This window comes from Salmonella sp. A7 (genome assembly GCF_020181675.1).
Lineage (GTDB): Bacteria > Pseudomonadota > Gammaproteobacteria > Enterobacterales > Enterobacteriaceae > Salmonella > Salmonella enterica.
Genome location: NZ_CP084001.1, coordinates 1,508,559 through 1,525,726 on the forward strand (window position 1 = coordinate 1,508,559; position 17,168 = coordinate 1,525,726).

Here is a 17,168-nt window from a genome sequence, read left to right on the forward strand (position 1 = left end):
TGAATTTAAGATTATTGATGGTAACCTGAGAGGAAACGCCCAAAACGGTTGATGGCCATCTCCAGGTCATCTTCACGCGGTAGCGTCACAATGCGGAAGTGATCCGGCCACGGCCAGTTAAAGGCGGTACCTTGCACCAGCAGCACCTTTTCCTGTAGCAGGAAGTCCAGCACCATCTTCTGGTCGTCGTGAATATTAAAACGTTTAGCGTCGATCCTGGGGAACATGTACAACGCGCCGCGCGGTTTTACGCAGGAAACGCCGGGGATAACGTTAATCAACTCCCAGGCGCGGTTACGCTGTTCATACAGTCGGCCGCCCGGCAGAATAAATTCGCTAATGCTTTGATAGCCGCCGAGCGCGGTCTGAATAGCATGTTGCGCCGGGACGTTGGCGCACAGGCGCATTGAGGCTAACATCTCCAGTCCTTCAATATAGCCCTTCGCATGTTTTTTCGGCCCGTTCAGCACCATCCAGCCCTGGCGGAAGCCGGCGACGCGATAGGTTTTAGACAACCCATTAAAGGTGATGGTCAGCAGATCAGGCGCCAGTGCGGCGATAGAGTGATGCTCGGCATCGTCATAGAGAATCTTGTCATAAATTTCATCGGCGAAGATGATGAGATTATGCTCGCGCGCAATGTTGACAATTTCCATCAACAATTCTTTAGAATAGACGGCGCCAGTAGGGTTGTTTGGATTAATAATGACAATACCACGCGTACGTGGGGTGATTTTGGCGCGGATATCGTCAAGGTCCGGGAACCAGTCGGAAGATTCATCGCAAAGATAATGTACCGCCTTGCCGCTGGAGAGCGATACCGCCGCTGTCCATAACGGATAATCGGGCGCGGGAACCAGCATTTCATCGCCACTGTTAAGCAACGCCTGCATCGCCTGAACGATCAGCTCGGAAACGCCGTTACCGATATAGATATCTTCCACGGTTACATCGCGCATTCCACGGGCCTGATAATGCTGCATAATCGCTTTACGGGCGGAATAAAGCCCTTTCGAGTCGCAATATCCTTGCGCCGTCGGCAAATTACGAATGACATCGACCAGAATTTCGTCCGGCGCTTCAAATCCGAAGGGGGCGGGGTTGCCGATATTCAGTTTAAGAACTTTATTACCTTCTTCCTCAAGGCGTTTCGCTTCTTTCAGAACGGGGCCACGAATGTCATAACAGACATTTTCGAGTTTGCTGGATTTTTCAATGGGGGACATGAATCTTGACCTTTTAGCTGTTATTGCCACTCCCTGCCGTGGAAGTCAGCACGAAACAATGTACTCCCACGACGGTGAGTTTTGAAGAGTGAACAGAAGAAGATTTTGTTTATTTTTAACGCGCTTTCGTACTGTTTAAAACTTCATAAAATCATTTGTTTAGATGTATTTTCTATTTTTGTTTGTATGTGTAGTGTTTTGTTCTATTCGATTGCTCGTAATGTGGTTTTTTATGTTGTCAGAAATTATCTGTTTTATGAGAGATAAGCATTCATCATTAGTGTCGCGCTGGCTATTTCGGAAATACTGAGTATTAAAGGTAAAATGAGAAGGTTAGACCTTTCCGGGGGTGGGTGGTGTGAAACTATTGTTAAGTATAATTAATGAATGGTAGAAATCTTAATTAATTATTATTTAATATTTAAAAAGCATTTACTAAAGTCGTAATAATATCTTTCTGGTCCGATTAGTATAACATATCCCAGGTTAAGATTATTCGTAATAATACTTATAAATATAGCGGTTTTAGGTTAAGATAATGATCCGAAACGGGGGCGTAGTCTGCGTTGTCTGCTAATTATCATGACGCGATTTTATACATAACCTATTGTTCAATATATTGTTTTTGTATCTGTGCGTCTCGGTAAACTATTTGACGCTGTTACAAGATTTACACGTCCATCATTAGCAGAAATCTGTAGACGCCTAAAGGTATGACACATTCTCTTTGATATATCCCGATCAGTTGCATTTGGTATTATATCAGTAAGTAAGAGAAGTGTTTTGGTCGTATTTTCAATTACATTCTAACATTTACCTGGGTAACCAGGCGGTACTGCGAAGGATGCACATTACAAATGGAATTGCTTGTTTCTGAATGCACAGCATTAACCAGGTCAGCCCGATATGACCCGCCAGTAAGTGAAAAATTATGATAAATGCAAATCGTCCGATAATTAACCTCGATCTCGATCTGCTGAGAACGTTCGTGGCCGTTGCCGATCTGAACACCTTCGCCGCGGCGGCGGCGGCGGTATGTCGTACTCAGTCTGCGGTCAGTCAGCAAATGCAGCGTCTTGAGCAACTCGTGGGAAAGGAATTGTTCGCCCGCCATGGTCGTAACAAACTTTTGACCGAACACGGTATCCAGCTTCTGGGGTACGCCAGAAAAATCCTGCGTTTTAATGATGAGGCGTGTTCATCATTAATGTTCAGTAATCTTCAGGGAGTGTTAACAATTGGCGCTTCTGATGAATCAGCTGACACTATCCTGCCTTTTTTGCTTAGCCGAATCAGCTCGGTTTATCCGAAACTCGCGCTTGATGTACGGGTAAAACGCAACGCCTATATGGTGGACATGGTTAAATCGCAGGAAGTAGATTTGGTGGTGACGACTAACCAACCTCATTCGCTGGACTGTCTGAATTTGCGGACCTCGCCCACCCATTGGTATTGTGCGGCTGAGTATGTTTTGCAAAGGGGAGAGCCCGTACCATTAGTCCTGCTGGACGATCCCAGCCCATTCCGCGATATGGTGCTGGAGACGCTAAATGCAGCGGGTATTCCCTGGCGGCTGGCCTATGTGGCGTCTACATTACCGGCGGTACGCGCGGCCGTTAAAGCCGGTCTTGGCGTAACGGCTCGACCTGTCGAAATGATGAGTCCCGACCTTCGCGTGCTGGGCGCCGCAGACGGATTACCGCCTTTGCCGGATACGGAATATCTGTTGTGCCGCGATCCCAATAGCCAGAACGAGCTGGCGATGGTGATTTTCCATGCGATGGAAAGCTATCAAAACCCATGGCATTACAACCAGTTTTCTGCAGAGGGCGGAGATGATCCGCTGATGGTGGAAGGGGGTTTTGAGTAGCTCGCAGGCAGAAGGCGCTAAGTCGTAAATGTAAAAAAGAGCCGCTGGCGATGAAAAAACGCTCAGTGGCTCTTTTTTTGTGCCCATCTGTACGCGCTTAACCGCACAAATTGTAAAAGTTCCGGTAAATCAGCCAGTAGCGATTCACAGTTCAATGTGGGTAAAAAATAACCAGAACATCCATTTTATGAATTTGCATGTTAAAAAACTAGAGAAATTGTTGCTGTTTTAGGGGGTGAATTAACAAAAGCGTGTCACAGATCAAGAAAATACTCCCATTTAGGGGGAGGCATCTTCACAAATTCCTGTCAAAATAGGTGTGTGTTATTTCTTTTGCTTCACAACGGACACGATTCAACAACATAAAATCCCCCCTGGTCGAAGAGTCATTTTCTCCAGGATGGCACTTAATGTTAATGATGATGAATTGATGTAAATTAATGTGAAGGAACTTTTGTTAAAGTTGACAAAAGGTTATAGAAAGGAGTAAAAAACCACATCAATTAGCTGTTTTTATCATTTTCTACAGTAATTGTAGGGTTTTTTTTATTCCTCCCCATGAATCGATGTGGCGCCCATCTGCCGTAAAGAGCAGAGAAACTGGCGCTACTTTTGATGAGTAAGCAATGAGTATGTCAACATCCACTGAAGTCATCGCTCATCACTGGGCATTCGCTATCTTTCTTATCGTTGCCATTGGCCTGTGCTGCCTGATGCTGGTAGGCGGTTGGTTTTTGGGCGGTCGCGCACGCGCGAGGCACAAGAACGTTCCGTTTGAATCAGGTATCGACTCGGTCGGCACCGCCCGCTTACGCTTGTCTGCCAAGTTTTACCTGGTAGCCATGTTCTTCGTTATCTTCGACGTTGAAGCGCTGTATCTGTTCGCATGGTCGACTTCTATCCGCGAAAGCGGCTGGGTTGGCTTTGTGGAAGCTGCAATTTTTATTTTTGTGTTACTGGCTGGTCTGGTTTATCTGGCGCGTATTGGCGCGTTGGACTGGACGCCCGCGCGTTCACGCCGCGAGCGTATGAACCCGGAAACGAACAGTATCGCTAATCGTCAACGCTAACCGCGAGGCATTAAGATGGATTATACGCTCACCCGCATAGATCCTAACGGTGAGAATGACCGTTACCCCCTGCAAAAACAGGAGATCGTAACTGACCCCCTGGAGCAGGAAGTTAACAAAAACGTGTTCATGGGCAAACTGCATGACATGGTTAACTGGGGCCGTAAAAACTCAATTTGGCCCTACAACTTCGGCCTTTCTTGCTGCTATGTAGAGATGGTGACCTCTTTTACCGCAGTGCATGACGTCGCCCGTTTCGGCGCGGAAGTGTTGCGTGCGTCGCCACGTCAGGCTGACCTGATGGTGGTGGCCGGTACCTGCTTTACCAAAATGGCCCCGGTTATTCAGCGTCTGTATGACCAAATGCTGGAGCCAAAATGGGTCATTTCTATGGGCGCCTGCGCCAACTCCGGCGGCATGTACGATATTTATTCGGTAGTGCAGGGCGTTGATAAGTTTATCCCGGTGGATGTGTATATCCCTGGCTGTCCGCCGCGTCCGGAAGCGTATATGCAGGCGTTGATGCTGCTGCAAGAATCGATTGGCAAAGAGCGCCGTCCGCTCTCATGGGTGGTGGGCGATCAGGGCGTGTATCGCGCCAATATGCAGCCAGAACGCGAACGTAAACGCGGCGAGCGTATTGCCGTCACGAACCTGCGTACCCCGGACGAGATTTAATTTGCGCCTGTCGGCAGCAGCACTTCACTTCGCTAACCACTATTTTAATAGCGCGAAGCACTGCCGACCACCACGGACCATTTGCAATGGTGAACAATATGACCGACTTAACCGCGCAAGACGCTGCATGGAGTACCCGCGATCATCTTGATGATCCGGTTATCGGCGAACTGCGCAACCGTTTTGGGCCGGATGCCTTTACCGTTCAGGCGACCCGCACCGGTATCCCCGTTGTTTGGGTCAAGCGTGAACAACTACTGGAGGTTGGCAATTTCTTAAAGAAACTGCCGAAACCTTACGTCATGCTGTTTGACTTACACGGCATGGATGAACGCCTGCGTACGCACCGTGACGGGTTACCCGCCGCGGATTTTTCCGTTTTCTACCACCTGATTTCCATTGAGCGTAATCGCGATATCATGCTCAAGGTGGCGTTGTCTGAAAACGACCTGCGCGTGCCGACCTTCACTAAACTTTTCCCTAACGCCAACTGGTACGAGCGTGAGACCTGGGAGATGTTTGGCATTGATATCGAAGGCCACCCGCACCTGACGCGCATCATGATGCCGCAAACCTGGGAAGGCCATCCGCTGCGTAAAGATTATCCGGCGCGCGCGACCGAATTCGACCCGTTTGAGCTGACCAAAGCTAAGCAGGATCTGGAAATGGAAGCGCTGACCTTTAAGCCGGAAGACTGGGGGATGAAGCGCGGGACTGACAACGAGGACTTTATGTTCCTCAACCTCGGCCCGAACCACCCGTCCGCGCACGGTGCGTTTCGTATTATCCTGCAACTTGACGGCGAAGAAATCGTCGACTGCGTGCCGGATATCGGTTATCACCACCGCGGCGCCGAAAAAATGGGCGAGCGCCAGTCCTGGCATAGCTACATTCCCTATACCGACCGTATCGAATACCTCGGTGGTTGCGTCAATGAAATGCCGTACGTGCTGGCGGTAGAAAAGTTGGCAGGGATCACCGTCCCGGATCGTGTGAACGTCATCCGCGTGATGCTCTCCGAACTGTTCCGCATTAACAGTCATCTGCTGTACATCTCGACCTTTATTCAGGACGTCGGCGCGATGACGCCGGTCTTCTTTGCCTTTACCGACCGGCAGAAAATTTATGACCTAGTGGAAGCCATTACCGGTTTCCGTATGCACCCGGCCTGGTTCCGTATCGGCGGCGTCGCGCACGACTTGCCGCGCGGTTGGGATCGCCTGCTGCGAGAGTTCCTTGAGTGGATGCCGAAGCGTCTGGATTCTTACGAGAAAGCCGCGCTGCGTAACACCATTTTGAAAGGGCGTTCGCAGGGCGTTGCCGCTTACGGCGCGAAAGAGGCGCTGGAGTGGGGCACCACCGGCGCAGGGCTGCGCGCGACCGGGATCGACTTCGACGTGCGTAAATGGCGTCCATACTCTGGCTACGAAAACTTTGACTTTGAAGTGCCGGTGGGCGGCGGCGTTTCCGACTGCTATACCCGCGTGATGCTGAAAGTGGAAGAGCTGCGCCAGAGTCTGCGCATTCTTCAGCAGTGCCTCGATAACATGCCGGAAGGCCCGTTCAAAGCGGATCACCCGCTGACCACGCCGCCGCCGAAAGAGCGCACGCTGCAACATATCGAAACCCTGATCACCCACTTCCTGCAGGTCTCCTGGGGCCCGGTAATGCCGGCGCAGGAGTCCTTCCAGATGGTGGAAGCGACGAAGGGGATTAACAGTTACTACCTGACCAGCGACGGCAGCACTATGAGCTACCGTACCCGCGTGCGCACGCCGAGCTTTGCGCACCTGCAGCAGATTCCCTCGGCGATCCGCGGTAGCCTGGTCTCCGACCTGATTGTCTATCTGGGTAGTATCGATTTTGTTATGTCAGATGTGGACCGCTAATTATGCACGAGAATCAACAACCACAAACCGAGGCTTTTGAGCTGAGTGCGGCAGAGCGTGAAGCGATAGAGCACGAGAAGCACCACTACGAAGACCCGCGTGCGGCGTCCATTGAAGCGCTGAAAATCGTTCAGAAGCAGCGTGGCTGGGTGCCGGACGGCGCGATCTACGCTATTGCCGATGTGCTGGGTATTCCGGCGAGCGACGTCGAAGGCGTCGCCACATTCTACAGCCAGATCTTCCGTCAGCCGGTCGGTCGCCACGTGATTCGCTACTGCGACAGCGTGGTGTGCCATATCACCGGCTATCAGGGGATTCAGGCCGCGCTGGAAAAAAATCTCAACATCAAACCGGGGCAGACGACCTTTGATGGTCGCTTTACGCTGCTGCCGACCTGCTGCCTGGGGAATTGCGATAAAGGGCCGAACATGATGATTGATGAGGATACTCACAGCCATCTGACCCCGGAAGCCATTCCTGAACTACTGGAGCGGTATAAATGAAAAACGTTATCCGTACTCCCGAAACCCACCCGCTGACCTGGCGTCTGCGCGATGACAAACAGCCGGTCTGGCTGGATGAATATCGTAGCAAAAACGGCTACGAAGGCGCGCGTAAGGCGCTGACCGGCCTGTCTCCGGATGAAATCGTCAGCCAGGTAAAAGACGCCGGTCTGAAAGGGCGCGGCGGCGCGGGCTTTTCCACCGGTCTGAAGTGGAGCCTGATGCCGAAAGATGAATCCATGAACATCCGTTACCTGCTGTGTAACGCCGATGAAATGGAGCCGGGCACCTATAAAGACCGTCTGCTGATGGAACAGCTGCCGCACCTGCTGGTGGAAGGTATGCTGATCTCCGCGTTCGCGCTGAAAGCGTATCGTGGTTACATCTTCCTGCGCGGCGAATATATCGAAGCGGCTGTACATCTGCGCCGTGCGATTGCTGAAGCAACCGAGGCCGGGCTGCTTGGCAAAAATATCATGGGCACCGGGTTCGACTTTGAACTGTTTGTCCACACCGGGGCAGGACGTTACATCTGTGGTGAAGAAACGGCGCTGATTAACTCCCTCGAAGGCCGTCGCGCGAACCCGCGCTCCAAGCCGCCCTTCCCGGCGACCTCCGGCGTATGGGGCAAGCCGACCTGTGTGAATAACGTCGAAACGTTGTGCAACGTCCCGGCAATCCTCGCCAACGGCGTGGAGTGGTACCAGAACATTTCGAAAAGCAAAGATGCGGGTACCAAGCTGATGGGCTTCTCAGGCCGCGTGAAGAATCCGGGCCTGTGGGAATTACCGTTCGGCACCACCGCGCGTGAGATCCTAGAAGATTATGCGGGCGGTATGCGCGATGGCCTGAAATTCAAAGCCTGGCAGCCGGGCGGGGCGGGAACCGACTTCCTGACCGAGGCGCATCTTGACCTGCCGATGGAGTTCGAAAGCATCGGTAAAGCAGGCAGCCGTCTGGGCACCGCGCTGGCGATGGCGGTAGACCACGAAATCGGCATGGTATCGCTGGTGCGTAACCTGGAAGAGTTCTTTGCCCGCGAATCCTGCGGCTGGTGTACGCCATGCCGCGACGGGTTGCCGTGGAGCGTGAAAATTCTGCGCGCGCTGGAGCGTGGCGAAGGCCAGCCGGGGGATATCGAGACACTTGAGCAACTGTGTCGTTTCCTCGGACCGGGTAAAACCTTCTGCGCGCATGCGCCGGGCGCGGTTGAGCCACTGCAAAGCGCAATTAAGTATTTCCGCGAAGAATTCGAAGCTGGCATCAAGCAGCCGTTCAGCAATACCCATTTAATCAATGGTATTCAGCCGAACCTGCTCAAAGAGCGCTGGTGAGTTAACGATTTTTAATTTGGAAGCATGCTAATGGCTACGATTCATGTAGACGGCAAAGAATACGAGGTCAACGGCGCGGACAACCTGCTACAGGCATGTCTGTCCCTGGGCCTTGATATTCCGTATTTTTGCTGGCACCCGGCGCTGGGAAGCGTCGGTGCTTGCCGCCAGTGTGCGGTGAAGCAATACCAAAACGCGGAAGATACGCGTGGTCGCCTGGTGATGTCCTGTATGACGCCAGCCACCGACGGTACCTTTATCTCTATTGACGACGAAGAAGCGAAACAGTTCCGTGAAAGCGTGGTGGAGTGGCTGATGACTAACCACCCGCACGACTGTCCGGTTTGTGAAGAGGGCGGTAACTGCCATCTTCAGGATATGACCGTGATGACGGGGCACAGTTTCCGCCGCTACCGTTTCACCAAACGTACCCACCGCAACCAGGATCTGGGGCCGTTCATCTCTCACGAAATGAACCGCTGCATCGCCTGCTACCGTTGTGTGCGTTACTACAAAGATTATGCCGACGGCACCGATCTGGGCGTCTATGGCGCGCATGACAACGTCTACTTCGGGCGTCCGGAAGACGGTACGCTGGAAAGCGAATTCTCCGGTAACCTGGTCGAGATTTGCCCGACCGGCGTCTTCACCGATAAAACGCACTCCGAGCGTTACAACCGTAAATGGGACATGCAGTTTGCGCCGAGCATCTGCCAGCAGTGTTCCATCGGCTGTAACATCAGCCCGGGCGAGCGCTATGGCGAATTACGCCGTATCGAAAACCGTTACAACGGTACCGTTAACCACTACTTCCTCTGCGACCGCGGTCGTTTCGGCTATGGCTATGTGAACCTGAAAGACCGTCCGCGTCAGCCGGTTCAGCGCCGCGGCGATGACTTTATTACTCTCAACGCCGAGCAGGCGATGCAGGGCGCGGCGGATATTCTGCGCCAGTCGAAGAAAGTGATCGGTATCGGTTCGCCACGCGCCAGCATTGAGAGCAACTTTGCGCTGCGTGAGCTGGTTGGTGCGGAAAACTTCTACACCGGTATCGCGCGCGGCGAGCAGGAACGTCTGCAACTGGCGCTGAAAGTGCTGCGTGAAGGCGGAATTTACACCCCGGCGCTGCGGGAGATCGAATCTTATGACGCGGTACTGGTCTTGGGTGAGGATGTCACTCAGACCGGCGCGCGCGTTGCGCTGGCGGTACGCCAGGCGGTGAAAGGTAAAGCGCGTGAAATGGCGGCGGCGCAGAAAGTGGCCGACTGGCAGATTGCGGCCATCCTTAACATCGGCCAGCGTGCCAAACATCCGCTGTTCGTGACCAACGTGGACGGCACCCGTCTGGATGATATCGCCGCCTGGACCTATCGCGCGCCGGTGGAAGATCAGGCGCGCCTGGGCTTTGCGATTGCTCATGCGCTGGACAATACAGCGCCTGCGGTTGACGGTATCGACAGCGACTTACAAAACAAAATTGATGTCATTGTGCAGGCGTTGGCCGGCGCGAAAAAACCGCTGATTATCTCCGGCACTAACGCCGGTAGCAGTGAGGTGATTCAGGCGGCCGCCAACGTGGCGAAAGCGCTGAAAGGCCGTGGCGCCGACGTCGGTATTACTATGATTGCTCGTTCCGTGAACAGCATGGGGCTGGGTATGATGGGCGGCGGTTCGCTTGATGATGCCTTGGGCGAGCTGGAAACCGGCAGTGCGGACGCGGTGGTGGTGCTGGAAAACGATCTCCACCGTCATGCAAGCGCTACGCGCGTGAACGCTGCGCTCGCCAAAGCGCCGCTGGTGATGGTGGTTGACCATCAGCGCACGGCGATTATGGAAAACGCGCATCTGGTGCTTTCCGCGGCAAGCTTCGCCGAAAGCGATGGTACGGTCATCAACAACGAAGGCCGCGCGCAGCGCTTCTTCCAGGTTTATGATCCGGCCTACTACGATAACAAGACGATTATGCTGGAAAGCTGGCGCTGGCTGCATTCACTGCACAGCACCGTCGAAAACCGCGAAGTGGACTGGACTCAGCTTGACCACGTGATCGACGCGGTCATTGCCGCCATGCCGCAATTTGCCGGTATTAAAGACGCCGCGCCGGATGCGACCTTCCGCATTCGTGGGCAGAAGCTGGCGCGCGAACCGCATCGTTACAGCGGTCGTACCGCAATGCGCGCCAATATCAGCGTGCACGAACCACGTCAGCCGCAGGATAAAGACACCATGTTCGCCTTCTCAATGGAAGGGAATAACCAACCGACTGCCCCGCGATCTGAAATTCCGTTCGCCTGGGCGCCGGGCTGGAACTCCCCGCAGGCGTGGAACAAATTCCAGGATGAAGTGGGCGGCAAACTGCGTCACGGCGATCCGGGCGTGCGTTTGATTGAAGCGACTGAGGGCGGTCTGGATTATTTCACTACCGTGCCGGCAAGCTTCCAGGCGCAGGACGGTCAGTGGCGTATTGCGCCGTATTACCACCTGTTTGGCAGCGACGAATTGTCTCAGCGTTCTCCGGTCTTCCAGAGCCGTATGCCGCAGCCGTATATCAAACTTAACCCGGCGGATGCCGCGAAGTTGGGTGTCAATGCCGGGACGCGCGTCTCCTTTAGCTACGATGGCAATACGGTGACGCTGCCGGTTGAAATCTCTGAAGGGTTAGCGGCAGGGCAGGTAGGGCTGCCGATGGGTATGCCTGGCATCGCGCCGGTTCTGGCTGGCGCGCGTCTTGAGGATCTGCGGGAGGCGCAACAATGAGTTGGATTACACCGGATCTGATTGAGATCCTGCTGAGCATTCTCAAAGCGGTGGTGATTTTGCTGGTGGTCGTCACCTGCGGGGCCTTCATGAGCTTTGGCGAACGTCGTCTGCTGGGTCTGTTCCAGAACCGTTATGGACCAAACCGCGTTGGCTGGGGCGGCTCGCTCCAGCTGGTCGCGGACATGATCAAGATGTTCTTTAAAGAAGACTGGATCCCGAAATTCTCGGATCGCGTCATCTTTACCCTGGCGCCGATGATCGCGTTTACTTCGCTGCTGCTCTCCTTCGCCATTGTGCCGGTTAGCCCTAATTGGGTGGTGGCCGATTTAAACATCGGGATTTTGTTCTTCCTGATGATGGCCGGTCTGGCGGTTTACGCGGTGCTGTTCGCCGGTTGGTCGAGCAACAACAAATACTCGCTGCTGGGCGCGATGCGCGCGTCTGCCCAGACGGTGAGCTACGAAGTGTTCCTTGGTCTTTCCCTGATGGGCGTGGTGGCGCAGGCCGGTTCATTTAATATGACCGATATCGTCAATAACCAGGCGCATCTGTGGAACGTGATTCCGCAATTCTTTGGGTTTGTTACTTTCGCCATCGCGGGCGTAGCGGTCTGTCACCGTCACCCGTTTGACCAGCCGGAAGCCGAGCAGGAACTGGCGGACGGTTACCACATCGAATATTCCGGTATGAAATTCGGTCTGTTCTTTGTGGGGGAGTACATCGGCATCGTCACCGTTTCCGCGCTGATGGTAACGTTGTTCTTCGGTGGCTGGCATGGCCCGTTCTTACCGCCATTCGTCTGGTTCGCGCTGAAAACCGCGTTCTTCATGATGATGTTCATTTTGATTCGTGCGTCGTTACCGCGTCCGCGTTATGACCAGGTAATGTCCTTCGGCTGGAAAGTTTGCCTGCCGCTGACGCTCATCAACTTGCTGGTAACGGCGGCTGTCATTCTGTGGCAGGCGCAATAAGGGACACAAAGACCATGACCTTAAAAGAATTATTAGTAGGTTTCGGCACTCAGGTACGCAGTATCTGGATGATCGGCCTGCATGCGTTCGCCAAACGCGAAACGCGGATGTATCCGGAAGAGCCGGTCTATTTACCGCCCCGTTACCGTGGCCGTATCGTGCTCACGCGCGACCCGGACGGTGAAGAGCGCTGCGTTGCCTGTAACCTGTGTGCGGTAGCCTGTCCGGTAGGCTGTATCTCTCTGCAAAAAGCGGAGACCAAAGATGGCCGCTGGTATCCGGAATTTTTCCGCATTAACTTCTCACGCTGCATCTTCTGCGGCCTGTGCGAAGAAGCGTGCCCGACCACGGCGATTCAGTTGACCCCGGACTTCGAACTGGGCGAATACAAACGTCAGGATCTGGTGTACGAAAAAGAGGATCTGCTGATTTCCGGTCCGGGCAAATACCCGGAATATAACTTCTACCGGATGGCGGGTATGGCAATCGACGGCAAAGATAAAGGCGAAGCAGAGAACGAAGCCAAGCCTATCGACGTCAAGAGCCTGTTACCGTAAGGAGAGGGCAATGGAATTCGCTTTTTATATCTGTGGCCTGATAGCCATCCTCGCGACCCTGCGAGTGATCACCCATACCAATCCGGTACACGCGCTGTTGTATCTGGTGATATCGCTACTGGCGATTTCCGGGGTGTTCTTTTCGCTGGGCGCTTATTTTGCCGGTGCGCTGGAAATTATCGTCTACGCAGGCGCCATCATGGTGCTGTTTGTGTTCGTGGTGATGATGCTCAACCTCGGCGGCAGCGAAATCGAACAGGAACGCCAGTGGCTGAAGCCGCAGGTGTGGATTGGTCCGGCGGTTTTGTCGGCCATTATGCTGGCGGTCATTGTGTACGCCATTCTGGGCGTTAACGACCAGGGCATCGACGGCACGCCGATTAGCGCGAAAGCGGTGGGCATCACGCTGTTCGGGCCTTATGTTCTGGCGGTCGAACTGGCGTCTATGCTGCTGCTGGCAGGCCTGGTGGTGGCGTTCCACGTCGGTCGTGAAGAGCGTGCGGGTGAAGTGCTAAGCAACCGCGCCGATGACCGCGCGAAAAGAAAAACGGAGGAGCGCGCATGATCCCCTTAACACATGGACTGATCCTCGCTGCGATTTTATTCGTCCTGGGTTTAACCGGTCTGGTTATCCGCCGCAATCTGCTGTTTATGCTGATCGGGCTGGAAATCATGATTAACGCCTCCGCGCTGGCCTTTGTGGTCGCCGGGAGCTACTGGGGCCAGACCGATGGTCAGGTGATGTACATTCTCGCCATCAGCCTTGCGGCTGCGGAAGCGAGTATTGGACTTGCGCTGTTGCTGCAACTCCATCGCCGTCGCCAGAACCTGAACATCGATTCAGTAAGTGAGATGCGTGGATGAACATGCTTGCCTTAACCATTATTCTGCCATTGATTGGCTTTGTACTGCTGGCGTTCTCTCGCGGACGCTGGTCGGAAAATCTCTCCGCGACCATTGGCGTGGGTTCCGTTGGTCTGGCGGCGTTGGTGACAGCGTTTGTCGGGATGGATTTCTTCGCCAACGGCAAACAGGCGTTCAGCCAGCCGCTGTGGACGTGGATGTCGGTCGGTAACTTCAACATCGGTTTTAACCTGGTGCTGGACGGCCTGTCGCTGACCATGCTCTCTGTGGTCACCGGCGTCGGCTTCCTGATCCACATGTTCGCGTCCTGGTACATGCGTGGAGAAGAGGGTTACTCCCGCTTCTTCGCTTATACCAACCTGTTTATCGCCAGCATGGTTGTTCTGGTGCTGTCCGATAACCTGCTGTTGATGTACCTCGGCTGGGAAGGCGTGGGCCTGTGCTCTTATCTGTTGATCGGCTTCTATTACAGCGATCCGAAGAATGGCGCAGCGGCAATGAAAGCCTTCGTGGTGACCCGTGTCGGTGACGTATTCCTCGCCTTCGCGCTGTTCATCCTCTACAACGAACTGGGCACGCTGAACTTCCGCGAAATGGTCGAGCTGGCGCCAGCGCACTTTGCTGACGGCAACAACATGCTGATGTGGGCGACGCTGATGCTGCTGGGCGGCGCGGTCGGTAAATCTGCGCAGCTTCCGTTGCAGACCTGGCTTGCCGACGCGATGGCCGGCCCGACGCCGGTCTCCGCGCTGATCCACGCCGCTACCATGGTGACCGCCGGTGTCTACCTGATCGCTCGTACCCATGGTTTGTTCCTGATGACCCCGGAAATTCTGCATCTGGTGGGCATTATCGGGGCGATTACGTTGGTCATGGCGGGTTTCGCCGCGCTGGTGCAGACCGACATCAAACGCGTGCTGGCCTATTCCACCATGAGCCAGATTGGCTACATGTTCCTGGCGCTCGGCGTACAGGCGTGGGATGCGGCAATTTTCCACCTGATGACGCACGCCTTCTTTAAAGCGCTGTTGTTCCTGGCGTCCGGCTCGGTCATTCTGGCCTGCCATCACGAACAGAACATCTTTAAGATGGGCGGTCTGCGTAAGTCGATTCCACTGGTGTATGCCTGCTTCCTGGTGGGGGGCGCGGCGCTGTCGGCGCTGCCGCTGGTCACTGCGGGCTTCTTCAGTAAGGATGAGATCCTGGCTGGCGCGATGGCGAACGGTCATATCAATCTGATGGTGGCGGGTCTGGTCGGCGCGTTCATGACCTCCCTGTACACCTTCCGGATGATTTTCATCGTCTTCCACGGTAAAGAACAAATTCACGCTCATGCAGGGAAGGGGATTACCCACCATCTGCCGCTGATTGTCCTGATGATTCTGTCTACCTTTGTTGGCGCGCTGATTGTGCCGCCGCTGCAGGGAGTGCTGCCGCAGACAACTGAACTGGCGCATGGTCGCGTCATGACGCTGGAAATTACCTCTGGCGTAGTAGCGATTGCCGGCATCCTGATTGCCGCATGGCTGTGGCTGGGTAAACGCACGCTGGTGACGTCGATCGCCAACAGCGCGCCGGGCCGTCTGCTGGGGACCTGGTGGTATAACGCCTGGGGCTTTGACTGGCTGTACGACAAAGTATTCGTCAAGCCATTCCTCGGTATCGCCTGGCTGCTGAAGCGCGACCCGCTTAATGCGTTGATGAACATTCCGGCTATCCTTTCCCGTTTTGCAGGCAAAGGCCTGGTACTGAGCGAGAACGGTTATTTGCGCTGGTATGTGGCATCCATGAGCATCGGCGCGGTTGTGGTGCTGGCGCTGCTGATGGCACTGCGTTGATCGTAAAGTGAATTTTATCCAAATTCGTTGAAAATCAGGCCTCTGTCAGAGGCCTTAAAAAGGAATAAAAATCGCCATGTTACTACCCTGGCTAATATTGATTCCCTTTATCGGCGGCTTTCTGTGCTGGCAGACCGAACGCTTTGGCGTGAAGGTGCCGCGCTGGATAGCGCTGATTACCATGGGGCTGACGCTGGCGCTCGGTCTGCAATTGTGGTTGCAGGGCGGCTACTCACTGACGCAATCCGCCGGTATTCCACAGTGGCAATCTGAATTTGTCCTGCCGTGGATCCCGCGTTTTGGCATCTCTATCCATCTGGCGCTCGACGGACTGTCGCTGCTAATGGTGGTGCTGACCGGCCTGCTCGGCGTTCTGGCGGTGCTTTGCTCCTGGCGAGAAATCGAAAAATATCAGGGCTTCTTCCACCTGAACCTGATGTGGATCTTAGGCGGCGTTATCGGCGTGTTCCTGGCCATCGACATGTTCCTGTTCTTCTTCTTCTGGGAAATGATGCTGGTGCCGATGTACTTCCTGATAGCGCTGTGGGGGCATAAAGCTTCTGACGGGAAAACGCGTATCACGGCGGCAACCAAGTTCTTCATTTATACCCAGGCGAGTGGTCTGGTGATGCTGATTGCCATCCTGGCGCTGGTCTTTGTGCACTACAACGCGACCGGCGTGTGGACCTTCAACTATGAAGAGCTGCTGAACACGCCGATGTCCCACGGTGTGGAATATCTGCTGATGCTGGGCTTCTTCATCGCCTTCGCGGTGAAAATGCCGGTGGTGCCGCTGCATGGCTGGCTGCCAGATGCGCACTCCCAGGCGCCGACCGCCGGTTCCGTCGACCTGGCCGGTATCTTGCTGAAAACCGCCGCTTACGGTCTGCTGCGTTTCTCCCTGCCATTGTTCCCGAACGCGTCGGCGGAGTTTGCGCCGATCGCCATGTGGCTGGGCGTTATCGGCATTTTCTACGGCGCGTGGATGGCCTTTACCCAATACGACATCAAGCGCCTGATTGCCTATACCTCCGTTTCGCATATGGGCTTCGTGCTGATCGCTATCTACACCGGCAGCCAACTGGCGTACCAGGGCGCGGTGATTCAGATGATTGCGCACGGTTTGTCCGCAGCCGGTCTGTTCATTCTGTGTGGCCAGTTGTACGAACGTCTGCATACGCGTGACATGCGTATGATGGGCGGCCTGTGGGGCAAGATGAAGTGGTTGCCTGCGCTCTCCATGTTCTTTGCGGTGGCGACGCTCGGGATGCCGGGCACCGGTAACTTTGTCGGCGAATTTATGATTCTGTTCGGCAGCTACCAGGTGGTGCCGGTGATTACCGTTATCTCCACCTTTGGGTTGGTATTCGCCTCTGTATACTCGCTGGCGATGCTGCATCGCGCTTACTTTGGTAAAGCGAAGAGCCAGATTGCCAGCCAGGAACTGCCAGGGATGTCGCTGCGCGAGCTGTTTATCATTCTGTTGCTGGTGGTGCTTCTGGTACTGCTTGGCTTCTATCCGCAGCCGATTCTGGATACCTCGCATTCTGCGATGAGCAACATCCAGCAGTGGTTTGTTAATTCTGTTACTACTACAAGGCCGTAAAT

15 protein-coding genes are annotated in these 17,168 nt (G+C 54.3%); 14 read left to right on the forward strand and 1 reads right to left on the reverse strand.

The genetic code is table 11. The annotated features are described in order from the left end of the window. Positions 1-11 precede the first annotated feature (11 nt). On the reverse strand, positions 12-1,226 hold the full coding sequence (gene alaA, locus LCS67_RS07180; protein ID WP_000074541.1) for an alanine transaminase AlaA: 1,215 nt from the start codon (positions 1,224-1,226) through the stop codon (positions 12-14). Positions 1,227-2,157: 931 nt separating this feature from the next. Between alaA and lrhA the strand changes: the two genes are divergently transcribed. From lrhA to nuoM, 14 genes are all read left to right on the forward strand, one after another. Beyond that, positions 2,158-3,096, forward strand: coding sequence for a transcriptional regulator LrhA (gene lrhA / locus LCS67_RS07185; protein WP_000606288.1), 939 nt, complete (start codon positions 2,158-2,160; stop codon positions 3,094-3,096). Positions 3,097-3,175: 79 nt separating this feature from the next. Continuing rightward, positions 3,176-3,328: an STM2329 family putative cytoplasmic protein gene (locus tag LCS67_RS07190; RefSeq protein ID WP_001612485.1), complete on the forward strand. Its 153-nt coding sequence runs from the start codon at positions 3,176-3,178 to the stop codon at positions 3,326-3,328. A gap of 394 nt (positions 3,329-3,722) precedes the next feature. After that, positions 3,723-4,166, forward strand: a complete 444-nt coding sequence (nuoA, locus tag LCS67_RS07195) for an NADH-quinone oxidoreductase subunit NuoA (protein WP_000062993.1) — start codon at positions 3,723-3,725, stop codon at positions 4,164-4,166. 15 nt (positions 4,167-4,181) lie between these two features. Then, positions 4,182-4,844, forward strand: a complete 663-nt coding sequence (nuoB, locus tag LCS67_RS07200) for an NADH-quinone oxidoreductase subunit NuoB (protein ID WP_000386728.1) — start codon at positions 4,182-4,184, stop codon at positions 4,842-4,844. A gap of 86 nt (positions 4,845-4,930) precedes the next feature. Continuing rightward, positions 4,931-6,733 carry an NADH-quinone oxidoreductase subunit C/D gene (gene nuoC, locus LCS67_RS07205; protein ID WP_080097056.1) on the forward strand — a complete coding sequence of 601 codons (1,803 nt, stop codon included), beginning with the start codon at positions 4,931-4,933 and terminating at the stop codon, positions 6,731-6,733. Between the two features lie 2 nt (positions 6,734-6,735). After that, positions 6,736-7,236 (forward strand): NADH-quinone oxidoreductase subunit NuoE, encoded by a 501-nt coding sequence (gene nuoE, locus LCS67_RS07210; RefSeq protein ID WP_000545038.1) that lies wholly within the window; start codon positions 6,736-6,738, stop codon positions 7,234-7,236. After that, on the forward strand, positions 7,233-8,570 hold the full coding sequence (nuoF, locus tag LCS67_RS07215; RefSeq protein ID WP_000800048.1) for an NADH-quinone oxidoreductase subunit NuoF: 1,338 nt from the start codon (positions 7,233-7,235) through the stop codon (positions 8,568-8,570). The genes nuoE and nuoF overlap by 4 nt, the downstream gene beginning before the upstream one ends. 30 nt (positions 8,571-8,600) lie before the next feature. Then, entirely contained in the window at positions 8,601-11,327 is a 2,727-nt protein-coding gene (gene nuoG / locus LCS67_RS07220) for an NADH-quinone oxidoreductase subunit NuoG (protein ID WP_001528469.1), read from the forward strand. Beyond that, positions 11,324-12,301, forward strand: coding sequence for an NADH-quinone oxidoreductase subunit NuoH (nuoH, locus tag LCS67_RS07225; RefSeq protein ID WP_000118515.1), 978 nt, complete (start codon positions 11,324-11,326; stop codon positions 12,299-12,301). The genes nuoG and nuoH overlap by 4 nt, the downstream gene beginning before the upstream one ends. Positions 12,302-12,315: 14 nt before the next feature. Next, on the forward strand, positions 12,316-12,858 hold the full coding sequence (gene nuoI / locus LCS67_RS07230; RefSeq protein ID WP_000172747.1) for an NADH-quinone oxidoreductase subunit NuoI: 543 nt from the start codon (positions 12,316-12,318) through the stop codon (positions 12,856-12,858). Positions 12,859-12,868: 10 nt separating this feature from the next. Then, a complete protein-coding gene (nuoJ, locus tag LCS67_RS07235) occupies positions 12,869-13,423 on the forward strand; it encodes an NADH-quinone oxidoreductase subunit J (RefSeq protein WP_000393522.1) in 555 nt (184 codons plus the stop codon). After that, entirely contained in the window at positions 13,420-13,722 is a 303-nt protein-coding gene (nuoK, locus tag LCS67_RS07240) for an NADH-quinone oxidoreductase subunit NuoK (protein WP_000612687.1), read from the forward strand. Before nuoJ ends, nuoK begins: the two co-directional genes overlap by 4 nt. Beyond that, positions 13,719-15,560, forward strand: a complete 1,842-nt coding sequence (nuoL, locus tag LCS67_RS07245) for an NADH-quinone oxidoreductase subunit L (RefSeq protein WP_001056581.1) — start codon at positions 13,719-13,721, stop codon at positions 15,558-15,560. The genes nuoK and nuoL overlap by 4 nt, the downstream gene beginning before the upstream one ends. A 76-nt stretch (positions 15,561-15,636) precedes the next feature. After that, entirely contained in the window at positions 15,637-17,166 is a 1,530-nt protein-coding gene (gene nuoM / locus LCS67_RS07250) for an NADH-quinone oxidoreductase subunit M (protein WP_000926430.1), read from the forward strand. The last annotated feature ends 2 nt before the right edge of the window (positions 17,167-17,168 follow it).

What these genes read in the sequence shown, in the direction of transcription:
- nuoM (WP_000926430.1), top strand. Translation starts at nt 15,637, where the DNA reads ATGTTACTACCCTGGCTAATATTGATTCCCTTTATCGGCGGCTTTCTG.
- nuoA (WP_000062993.1), top strand. Translation starts at nt 3,723, where the DNA reads ATGAGTATGTCAACATCCACTGAAGTCATCGCTCATCACTGGGCATTC.
- lrhA (WP_000606288.1), top strand. Translation starts at nt 2,158, where the DNA reads ATGATAAATGCAAATCGTCCGATAATTAACCTCGATCTCGATCTGCTG.
- alaA (WP_000074541.1), bottom strand. Translation starts at nt 1,226, where the DNA reads ATGTCCCCCATTGAAAAATCCAGCAAACTCGAAAATGTCTGTTATGAC.
- nuoJ (WP_000393522.1), top strand. Translation starts at nt 12,869, where the DNA reads ATGGAATTCGCTTTTTATATCTGTGGCCTGATAGCCATCCTCGCGACC.
- nuoB (WP_000386728.1), top strand. Translation starts at nt 4,182, where the DNA reads ATGGATTATACGCTCACCCGCATAGATCCTAACGGTGAGAATGACCGT.
- nuoF (WP_000800048.1), top strand. Translation starts at nt 7,233, where the DNA reads ATGAAAAACGTTATCCGTACTCCCGAAACCCACCCGCTGACCTGGCGT.
- nuoC (WP_080097056.1), top strand. Translation starts at nt 4,931, where the DNA reads ATGGTGAACAATATGACCGACTTAACCGCGCAAGACGCTGCATGGAGT.
- nuoE (WP_000545038.1), top strand. Translation starts at nt 6,736, where the DNA reads ATGCACGAGAATCAACAACCACAAACCGAGGCTTTTGAGCTGAGTGCG.
- nuoL (WP_001056581.1), top strand. Translation starts at nt 13,719, where the DNA reads ATGAACATGCTTGCCTTAACCATTATTCTGCCATTGATTGGCTTTGTA.
- nuoG (WP_001528469.1), top strand. Translation starts at nt 8,601, where the DNA reads ATGGCTACGATTCATGTAGACGGCAAAGAATACGAGGTCAACGGCGCG.
- nuoK (WP_000612687.1), top strand. Translation starts at nt 13,420, where the DNA reads ATGATCCCCTTAACACATGGACTGATCCTCGCTGCGATTTTATTCGTC.
- nuoH (WP_000118515.1), top strand. Translation starts at nt 11,324, where the DNA reads ATGAGTTGGATTACACCGGATCTGATTGAGATCCTGCTGAGCATTCTC.
- nuoI (WP_000172747.1), top strand. Translation starts at nt 12,316, where the DNA reads ATGACCTTAAAAGAATTATTAGTAGGTTTCGGCACTCAGGTACGCAGT.